The organism is Herbaspirillum sp. RV1423 (assembly GCF_000577615.1).
GTDB lineage: Bacteria > Pseudomonadota > Gammaproteobacteria > Burkholderiales > Burkholderiaceae_D > Herbaspirillum.
Genome location: NZ_CBXX010000024.1, coordinates 60,296 through 68,864, shown reverse-complemented (window position 1 = coordinate 68,864; position 8,569 = coordinate 60,296). Strand labels below are relative to the sequence as shown.

General features: G+C 45.1%; 9 protein-coding genes and 1 tRNA gene. 4 read left to right on the top strand and 6 right to left on the bottom strand.

The genetic code is table 11. The annotated features are described in order from the left end of the window. Positions 1-316 precede the first annotated feature (316 nt). Together RV1423_RS19200 and RV1423_RS19195 are read left to right on the top strand one after the other, a co-directional pair. A complete protein-coding gene (locus RV1423_RS19200) occupies positions 317-745 on the top strand; it encodes a hypothetical protein (protein ID WP_034300076.1) in 429 nt (142 codons plus the stop codon). A 44-nt stretch (positions 746-789) separates the two neighbouring features. Further along, positions 790-2,124 (top strand): relaxase/mobilization nuclease domain-containing protein, encoded by a 1,335-nt coding sequence (locus RV1423_RS19195; protein WP_231502363.1) that lies wholly within the window; start codon positions 790-792, stop codon positions 2,122-2,124. A 209-nt stretch (positions 2,125-2,333) separates the two neighbouring features. Here RV1423_RS19195 and RV1423_RS19190 read toward each other — a convergent pair whose 3' ends face one another. The 3 genes from RV1423_RS19190 to RV1423_RS29150 all read right to left on the bottom strand — a co-directional run bounded on the left by RV1423_RS19190 (position 2,334) and on the right by RV1423_RS29150 (position 4,426). Then, entirely contained in the window at positions 2,334-2,525 is a 192-nt protein-coding gene (locus tag RV1423_RS19190; protein WP_034300072.1) for a YodC family protein, read from the bottom strand. A 131-nt stretch (positions 2,526-2,656) separates the two neighbouring features. Continuing rightward, the gene (locus RV1423_RS19185) at positions 2,657-3,766 is read right to left on the bottom strand and encodes a hypothetical protein (RefSeq protein ID WP_034300070.1); all 1,110 of its coding nucleotides are present in this window, start codon (positions 3,764-3,766) and stop codon (positions 2,657-2,659) included. A gap of 15 nt (positions 3,767-3,781) precedes the next feature. Continuing rightward, on the bottom strand, positions 3,782-4,426 hold the full coding sequence (locus tag RV1423_RS29150; protein WP_081768895.1) for a hypothetical protein: 645 nt from the start codon (positions 4,424-4,426) through the stop codon (positions 3,782-3,784). A gap of 226 nt (positions 4,427-4,652) precedes the next feature. Between RV1423_RS29150 and RV1423_RS19180 the strand changes: the two genes are divergently transcribed. Next, on the top strand, positions 4,653-4,994 hold the full coding sequence (locus RV1423_RS19180) for a helix-turn-helix domain-containing protein (protein ID WP_155835169.1): 342 nt from the start codon (positions 4,653-4,655) through the stop codon (positions 4,992-4,994). Here the strand turns inward: RV1423_RS19180 and RV1423_RS19175 are convergent. Together RV1423_RS19175 and RV1423_RS19170 are read right to left on the bottom strand one after the other, a co-directional pair. Then, positions 4,987-5,838 carry an AlpA family transcriptional regulator gene (locus RV1423_RS19175; RefSeq protein WP_034300066.1) on the bottom strand — a complete coding sequence of 284 codons (852 nt, stop codon included), beginning with the start codon at positions 5,836-5,838 and terminating at the stop codon, positions 4,987-4,989. The genes RV1423_RS19180 and RV1423_RS19175 overlap by 8 nt on opposite strands. Beyond that, a complete protein-coding gene (locus RV1423_RS19170; RefSeq protein ID WP_197034965.1) occupies positions 5,825-7,195 on the bottom strand; it encodes an integrase family protein in 1,371 nt (456 codons plus the stop codon). Before RV1423_RS19170 ends, RV1423_RS19175 begins: the two co-directional genes overlap by 14 nt. 177 nt (positions 7,196-7,372) lie before the next feature. Here RV1423_RS19170 and RV1423_RS29950 point away from each other — a divergent pair. Next, positions 7,373-7,442 (top strand) — tRNA-Ile (locus RV1423_RS29950). 38 nt (positions 7,443-7,480) lie between these two features. Here the strand turns inward: RV1423_RS29950 and RV1423_RS19165 are convergent. Beyond that, entirely contained in the window at positions 7,481-8,530 is a 1,050-nt protein-coding gene (locus RV1423_RS19165; protein WP_051516787.1) for a site-specific integrase, read from the bottom strand. Positions 8,531-8,569: the final 39 nt, after the last annotated feature.

Below are 8,569 nucleotides of genomic sequence, written 5' to 3'. Positions count from 1 at the left end.
AAAGGGTATTAGCCGAGGCGGGTAAAATAGTCGGGTCGTCTCAGAGGTGTCTCACCCGCCTCAGCATACATACTCAGAACCGCTCATCCAATTTTCCTACCTTTCGTCTCGTGTCCCTTGAAAGCGACTGCTACCAGGCTATAACTAAAGCAAAGGCGAAGATAAAAAGAAGCAAGGTTAACCTTTCCGCGTAAATGATATTGCCATTTTTCGCGGTGTCGGATTTTCTGGGGTGATCCCCAGTCCCCGTTAAAACAAGGACGCACCTAGTAGCAACCAGAATCAGCCTAACAATAAAAATTATAAGGAGCTGAGAATGAGTCAGGAAGTCGAAGAGCAAGTCACCATCGTAGAAGAAAAGAAGCAGCCCGGACAATCTGGTGCCGATGGACATCCATTTCGTCGCACGGAACGTATTGACGTTCGCTTTAGTAATGTTGAGCGAGCACAGTTGAAATCACTGGCACTTGCTGGTGGATATAAAAATCTCGCGCAATATTTACGGGAAACAGGTTTGTGCGGGAAAGATGGCATTACTTCCAAGGCTAAAGAACAACAGCAATTGCAGTATCTACAAGTCATCAATCGTATCGGGGAGTACGTTGATAGCTTTGCGACGCAGATGTCTGAGGGCCGCCAACCCGATGAAGAAATGCTTTTACTGCTTATGCAGATTCAGGATATCGCAGAAGGAATGTGGAAATCCGTTAGGGAGGAGACGGGACTCTTTGGACAGACACTATGATTGTTCGCGTATTTTCTTCAGGAACCTCGAACGGAAAATCTCCAGTGAACTACCTGCTCAGTGACACCGATCATTTGGGAGCGAAGAGATCCGTTCAGCCAGAGATTTTAGCCGGCCGTCCAGAGACAACGATTGCAGCAATTGATAGCATTAAGCGGAAGCATAAATATGTTTCTGGGGCAATTGCATTTCGTGACAACGAGCGCCCAACATCCCAGCAAATCAAAGAAACCATCCAGAGTTTTAGGGAGACTGTATGCCCTGGTTTGGATAGTCGTCATTACAACTGCCTGTTTGTCAGACATGAGGATAAGGGCAATACCGAAATTCACTTTCTATTTCCTAGTCTTGAGCTAACCACAGGAAAGCGCTTATGCATTCACCCACCTGGTGAACGCAATATTGAGTTGTATGAGGCATTTGTCAAAGTGATGAATGAAAAGCTGGGCTACGATCAGGTGCACCCCGATCCATTGAAACTAGCGCTGTCGGATTTTGAGCGAAAAGTCCCAGAGGGAAAAGAGGATCGCAGTAATAAACTCTTTTTGCACAAACGGCTAATCAAGGCGATTCGCAAGGGAGAGATACGCAACCGTGACGAATTATGCCGTTGCCTCAACGACGAATTTGGTATCGAGATAACGCGAAAGGGAGCCGACTATATTTCAGTGAAATTTCCTGGAGCGGAGAAAGCGAAGCGGCTTCGCGGTCCACTTTATTACGCCGATGCTGATTATGCAGGGTTGCTGGAATCGATAGGTAAGCCACCTGCAAAACGTTTGATGCCCGAGGAATTCATCATCCAGCAATATCGACTCAACGAGTTGATTGCCGAGAGACGACAATTCTTTTCTACGGCTTACTTGCAGCCCCCGCAGCTACGTTCGAACCGTTCAGCAGAAACGCATAAAGTTTCTCACAGGATTGGAGAAGGCCATGGACCCATAAAAAATAACTATAAGGAGAACACCAAAATGGACAAAGAAGAAAATAAACATAACGATACCGGCCACGTCATTGCGGAGGTATTAGGCGTAACTAGAAAACTGCGTACTGGTCCCGTACCGTATCAAATGCCAGATACTCAAAATATCGTAGATAAAATAAAAGGGATGCGGGAGAGCAGTGCCAATGCGGCTTATAAAAAGACGCCGGATGTTTCGTCAATGGGGTCGTTAAACGAAATCATGAGCGCGATAGGGGAGATCGAGGGTGATATCAATGCTGCCATTGCAGCTCGTAGTGCCGCAAAAACACCCGCGCAGCGAACCGCCGCCGCAGAACGTATATATACATTAACGCTGCAGAAGGTCAGATTGCTTGGGTTGTTGAACGATGCTAAAAGGCGTCAGATGCAGAGTCTTAGTGGTCAATGCTAGTGAATAGTACGGCTGACTTCATGTCGCCAAATCAACTGTTGTAGTCGATGTATTTCGCTGAGGATAAGCCTAACACTGTTGTCAAATACTATCGTAACTCCGAGACATGATCTAGTCGCAATGACAAAAATATACTCAGTATTATTTTGGCTTCGATCACGAAAAAATCGCCTCAATTGAGGCGATTTTTCCAAGGAGTACTCAAATGCTTAATCGTCAATATGAGTTAGGACAGCGATATCGAATACCTTCGATACGGGCTTATTTCCATCAAACCAGTTACATAGCGCGCCTTCTTCTGGGCCCATCGCCATCCCGCCGTAGTTGCCTACATTTTCTACCGTCATTGATGGCCCCCCGCTTTTCAACATCACGACATCGCCCTTTTTTATCTCAGCCATATAAATCTCCCTTTCTTGTCATTGGTAGTTGATTATAGCGATGAAACTGGATTTCAATCGAGAAGCATCCCAGCGTTGCTGCCGTTAAAAATTTTCTATTTTGGATAGCGGCTGGAAAATGTTTCATATATTCAGATGTTCTCTACGTTTCTGAATTTTTTTGTTTTTTCGTTGATGTTGTTTACAACACCACCAAGAACGTAGACGCTTTTCTTATCGAAAAGTCCCATTTCTATTTTTAACGGATGAGTGCCGTTTTCAGCGTGAAAATAGATCTCGGCGAAATACAAACCTGTAGAAACCTTGTATTGATAGGTCTCTCCATAGTGTGTGATTGTTCGGGATGGATTGCTCATGAGGACCATATCTCCGTTTGTCGAATAGCCAAAACTAGTACCGCCGTCGATAACTGAGGTTGTCGTCACTTGTCCCGTTTTGATCATTTTTTTCTCCGCAAAATAGCCGCGAAGATTTTCAATATAAAAAGTCGTTTGATCTGGATTACCTTGGATCTGATCCGGCTCGCTGCGCTCTAGATAAAAAATTGAGCAAGGAATGTTCCCTTCGAAATCCTGATAATCCGTGAGCGTCTCGACGACATCAATTAATTTCCCATTTTTCTCATAGCTCCAATTCTCATCTTTTGCCTTCATTTGTTTTTTCTTGCGAGCTTTAAACTTGATGAAGACAGTTGGTTCAGGAACCAATTCGAAGGGATCATCTGTATCGACCGGTTCTTTGATTTCATTCAGCCTGATTTCCAATCGTTCGGATACATAATGTGTCGGCGTGAGTGCCACACCCCGATACAAATTTGCCCAACCCAGAATCCATTTGTCCAATGTTCGCAGAGCTATCAATAGAAAGGGGACTGCTACTGTTGCCGCCAGCGGGACATAGTCATAGATGTAGAGTAAAACAATATCGCCAACGGCGACCAAAACCACCGTTGCCAAGGCGGTTCGCAAAAACGCACGTTTGGATGCCGTCCATGACCGATACTGACGATATGTCACCAAGTAGAAGCCAATCGCAATCACAGTCAGGAATGGTGCAGGAATTCCGTAGTGATAGAACTCCCGTCCTTTTATGATAGTGAGCACAATAGCGCCGACGAGAATAACGGTCGTTTGAAGTAGCGCCTTCTTGAATTTTTCCTTTTTCGTTAGAAGAAATAGGTGTTTTGTCCGAGTGCGGTACAGGATGAGACTGATGACAAAGGCGAAAGCGATGATGATCATGGCGGTTCCTGAGATTTAACGCACTGTGCTGACAACCCAAACTCGTGCCTCGTGGAGTGGGTCTTCTGCCAGATCAATTCCCATATTCCAGAGCAAACCACCGAGCATCACATTCGCTTTAGAGCCAGCATTTTCGATAATGATCGAATGATTTGGGAATGACCTTGCAGGAGGATTGGGGCCACTGGTACGGCTTACCCCTGTGTTTCTAATTTCGGTCTTTGGTGTTCTTGCCCACCCCAAAACTGCGGACCAATTATTCTGAATTCGAGTATCAAGATCGGATGCACAGAAAGGAACGCGATCAATTTTTTGACTGACCTTTTCTGATTTCCAGACAGTCGCCGATACAGTGATGCAATATCCGATAGGCGGCCCTTTGTCCGACCAATCGGAGCTAGGCCGTTCGGCGCCATCTGGGATCTCATCAATCGTCAACGCGACACGCGGCCAGTTATCTTTCGCTTGGGTACCTTTGAAAATATTGGCTAAGCCTGATTGTTCAAACTTCGTAGGGCCAAACTTCCCACGCCCCATATTCGTCAGCGTGTCTGACATTTGCTTCATGTTCTGTGGCAGTTCTGCACATCCAGTTAATAAAACGGAGAGAAGAATCGTTATGAGCGGAAAATTTTTATGAGCAACTACAAACGCTTTCATACCATTCCTTTGTTGATTTGGTTTCAATCACTGACGAAAGACACGATGTCAATGTGCAACGGAGACGTGCTATTCAATCAAATTCAATATGTGACACAAATTGTTGCATTGAGACATATATATTATTGATCTATTTATGTCTCAACGCAACATAATATGTCCTTCAAGCAAGGCCGCAAGCCATCCACTATCAATGTCTCATATGGACTTGAAATGTTGGATGGACATGGATTCGGATGACGAACTTGAATTAGGGCGAGCGATAGGTAAAGCCTTGGCTTTCTATCGGAAACAAACGGGTTTGACTCAGGATCAGGTATCAGAGAGGCTTGGAGTAGAGCGGGAAACCATATCTAGGTTTGAGCGAGGAGCGGTAATTCCTCCGGTCCCACGTTTGTATGAATTGGCAGACATCTATGGTTGTGCTGTAGGAGATTTGCTCACACAAGGCTCGCCTAGGCCCTTAGATCAGGTAGAGGATATTGCGAAAATGCTTAAGGGAATGAAGGCAAGCGAACGAAAGTTGGCGCTGACCGTCTTACGGGAACTGTCAGCTCATTTTAAGTGAGCGTTTCACTTAGTTCTACATATGTCTCAACTGATTTATTCCTCAGGGTTCCACTAAGTTTATGGAATAGGCCGTATGAGCGTACTGATTTGCGGAACAACTCTTCCGGCTGTTTGACTTCAGATATATCTAATCCGTTATCCAGCAAAGTAGTCAGAAGTGCGCCGTATCCAGAATCAATGCCGTCGAATGATGCCATCAGATCAGCGATAGAGAATGTGATGATTTGTTGATCCATCAGACGAGTGGCTATCTGATTGACATTGGCGCCAGACTGAATGAATTCTTCAACCTCATACTTCAGATCCGTCATGAATCCATTGCCGACACGAAGATAGAGCCAAGCTGTGAGGTTATCTTGAGGAATGGCGAAATATTCCAATCGTTCCAAGACGAAACCTTCAATTTCTTCTTCAAGCAAGCTGAGCGTCTGGAAGAACGGCATTGGTTCTGGCGTTACAGTTGTGTACATATAGGGAACTGGATTGAAGAAATCTGTCTCCAGTCGATTCAATCTTGTATGAGTTTCAGCAGTAGATGAAACCGTTAAGTGATCAAGCCAATCCCGTACATCTCCAACTTTATAGGCGACGTTCTTTGGTTTTTTTACAAACTTTGGACCCTTTCCAGTCAGGCGCCATTTTTGTAGGGTAGAGGTTGATTCACCTAGCCAATCCGCAAGAGCCTCTTCATCGATCAATTTAGCGTTCGGAAGCTTATCTAAGTCTTCTCCTGCGGGTTTCGATTGTTCCAGGGTCTCCAAAATAGCGATGATGTGATTCGGAGTCAGGGGGGTGTCTGGTGGTAAATTTTTCAGCTTGTACAGAAATTCACTCGGAGTCATTTTGCTTTGCCAGTATTGTTGAGCGATTTAAAAATAGGTCTTCAACTTCTTGTAATGCTTCTTTGATTTGATCGTAGTTTGCCATCAAGTAAGGAGCATTTGAGTCTGTCATCTTATGCTTGAGAAGGTAGTTTATATGGAGAATATCAATTCTCAGCCAAGTAGCTGCTGTTCCCCATGTTCTTCTTAAGTCATGGTGAGAGACCAGTTTTCCCGAGGCTTCATAAAGATTCTGGAAGTGGAATTTGCAATCTTGAGTCACATGTTTATTTTTTGAATCTTCATAACCAAACACATACTCATTGATGGCATGTTCCTTCCTTCGCTTAAGAATCTCGATGCCAAGCTTTGTAATGGGAAAGCGATAGTTTGAGCCATTTTTAGTTTGCTTGTAATTTACCTCTTCCAATTCGAAGTCAATATATTCCCAGCGTAGTGGCGCGATATCAATTGAACGACCAGTTTGAATTAGGGAAAACAAGATGTAGTCGCTCACGACTTCGTTATGCTCACGGTATTCTATAAGAGCATTCCACCATGCTTGAAACTCGTCCTTTCGGAAATCAATGAAATTGGTTCTCTCATTTGTCTTCTTCCACATTTTCCTGTTTTTAATAACATCAAACGGATTGCGGAAATTCTCTTTCAAGTCCAACTCATGCACAGGAATGATGTAGTTGTATGCTGAATTTAGGTATTTAAAGACGAGCTGATGTGTTCTGGTGATCGGCTGAAGCCCATTCTTCTTTATAATTCTGGCAGGCTTGGCAACGCTATATAGTTGAAATCGATCTAGAATTTCTTGTCGAGTAATTTCACGAAATGGACGGCTTAACCAATCGGACAGTTTCACTTGTCCTTTCACCTTCCATTCATCGCCTTTAGGTTCAAGAACTGTAATAGTGCGTGCTTTGCAGTATTCCTTGCAGATCTTGATGTCTTTCAGGGTTCCTACACGACCACCCTTGTCATCTACTAAGACATCTTTAGTGTATTCATCTAAGAGCCATTCGAGTGTCTGAGTAGCATTGATTTTTGGTTTTTCTTCTTCTGCCTTCTTTGCTTGCTTGACGGCAATTGGGTTAATGCCAGATGTCAATTCGGCAAGTTTTTGCTGTGCCATCGTTCTAGCTTGGGCAGGTGTTATATGGCCGTACTTTCCTAACGTCACACGAATAGGAGCCCCGTTGGCAACTCGCTTGTAGACAATAAATGTCTTTGCTGTTGCGCCAATACGTAAAGCAAAACCTCTTAAAGCAGTGTCATAAACCGTGACTTGCTTACCGTCTGTCGAAAGGGGAAAACCTTCAATTTCGGACTGGGTAAGCTTTGCTGTTTTGGGATATTCGTAGGTCATGGTAGCCTTGTGAACTGTACATATGTGTAGCCTAATCATACGCACAAGGCTACGCATGTGTCTAGGCTACGGTATAGGCTACGTGAGAATGAAAAACAGTGGAATCCAATGGCAAGCAATGGATATCTATAAATCATTAAAAGCAATGACTTAGGTTAAAAGTGCCGGTTCTATGTGGGCTTCTGAGTAGCATAACAGAGGACTCATAATCCGTTGGTGCCGTGTTCGACTCACGGGGGGGCCACCAGTAATATCAAGGGCTTACGGTAAAACGTAAGCCCTTTTCTATTTCTGACGTGACAAAAACGTGACCGAATCAGGCACGTTACTGGCCTGTATCCGCTCTATTCTTGCCGCAGCAGTCGCAAGGTTATCTGTTGAATACTTTGCGTAGCGGTCCACCATCTCTCGCGACTTCCAGCCACCAAGGTCTTTCAGTTCATCACATGACGTACCCGCCTGCCGATGCCATGAAGCCCATGTGTGCCGCAAGTCGTGAAACCGAAAGTCTTCAATTCCTGCTTTCTTAAGAGCACCGTGCCACGCCGAGTTGGTGAATTCCCAACCTATCGGTTTCCCTTTATTCGAGAAGCAGTAGCGTGAATGTTGACCAATTTGTTCAACGAGCACATCTATCGCATCCTGATTTAAAGGAACGCCTCTTGGCGTGCCATTTTTGGTTTGATTAAGCCAAGCAGTTCTTCTGGCTATATCAACCCGTTCCCATTCCAATCCCGTTATCTCGCGTGCGCGGCAGCCTGTTGCCAAGGCAAAGCGAACCAAGGCTGCTAAGTGAGTCGGGCAGACCGCAATTAATGCATCGGCCTGAGTCCTGTTCAACCAGCGATCTCTTTCCACTTCGCCTTGCAACATACGAATCTTAGGAAACACATCGATCCACTGCCACTCATCCCGCGCCATCCGTAACAAGCTGCGGATAGTCGCTAAGTAGCGGTTGATCGTTGCAGGCTTATTCCCCTTTTTTGATTCACCTGCAATGACAGACCAAATCACATCGCCGTTAATCTGGCTGAGTGTCAGTTTGCCCAGATAGGGATCAAGCTTCCGACAGATACGCTGCACATCTTTAAAACTACGCAAATTGCCTTTTATTGCGAGATAACGAACAACGGCTTCCTGCCACGACCGTTCTCGCTTGATACCGAGATGCGCCTCACGATACGCATCAAGAGTCAGCTTGGCGAGGTACGCTTCGGCTTCCTCTCTGTTTTCAGTCCCAGCGCTTTGGCGTATGCGTTTGCCGTTGGGGAGGGTTGCGTTAATCCAAAAGAACCTTGAATCTTTCCTTCTGTAGACTCCAACTTCTCGGACCATAAAGTCTCCTTTCCGGCCCGCCCTCGCTGCTTATATTCG

What these genes read in the sequence shown, in the direction of transcription:
- RV1423_RS19200 (WP_034300076.1), top strand. Translation starts at nt 317, where the DNA reads ATGAGTCAGGAAGTCGAAGAGCAAGTCACCATCGTAGAAGAAAAGAAG.
- RV1423_RS19190 (WP_034300072.1), bottom strand. Translation starts at nt 2,525, where the DNA reads ATGGCTGAGATAAAAAAGGGCGATGTCGTGATGTTGAAAAGCGGGGGG.
- RV1423_RS19185 (WP_034300070.1), bottom strand. Translation starts at nt 3,766, where the DNA reads ATGATCATCATCGCTTTCGCCTTTGTCATCAGTCTCATCCTGTACCGC.
- RV1423_RS29150 (WP_081768895.1), bottom strand. Translation starts at nt 4,426, where the DNA reads ATGAAAGCGTTTGTAGTTGCTCATAAAAATTTTCCGCTCATAACGATT.
- RV1423_RS19180 (WP_155835169.1), top strand. Translation starts at nt 4,653, where the DNA reads ATGGATTCGGATGACGAACTTGAATTAGGGCGAGCGATAGGTAAAGCC.
- RV1423_RS19175 (WP_034300066.1), bottom strand. Translation starts at nt 5,838, where the DNA reads ATGACTCCGAGTGAATTTCTGTACAAGCTGAAAAATTTACCACCAGAC.
- RV1423_RS19170 (WP_197034965.1), bottom strand. Translation starts at nt 7,195, where the DNA reads ATGACCTACGAATATCCCAAAACAGCAAAGCTTACCCAGTCCGAAATT.
- RV1423_RS19165 (WP_051516787.1), bottom strand. Translation starts at nt 8,530, where the DNA reads ATGGTCCGAGAAGTTGGAGTCTACAGAAGGAAAGATTCAAGGTTCTTT.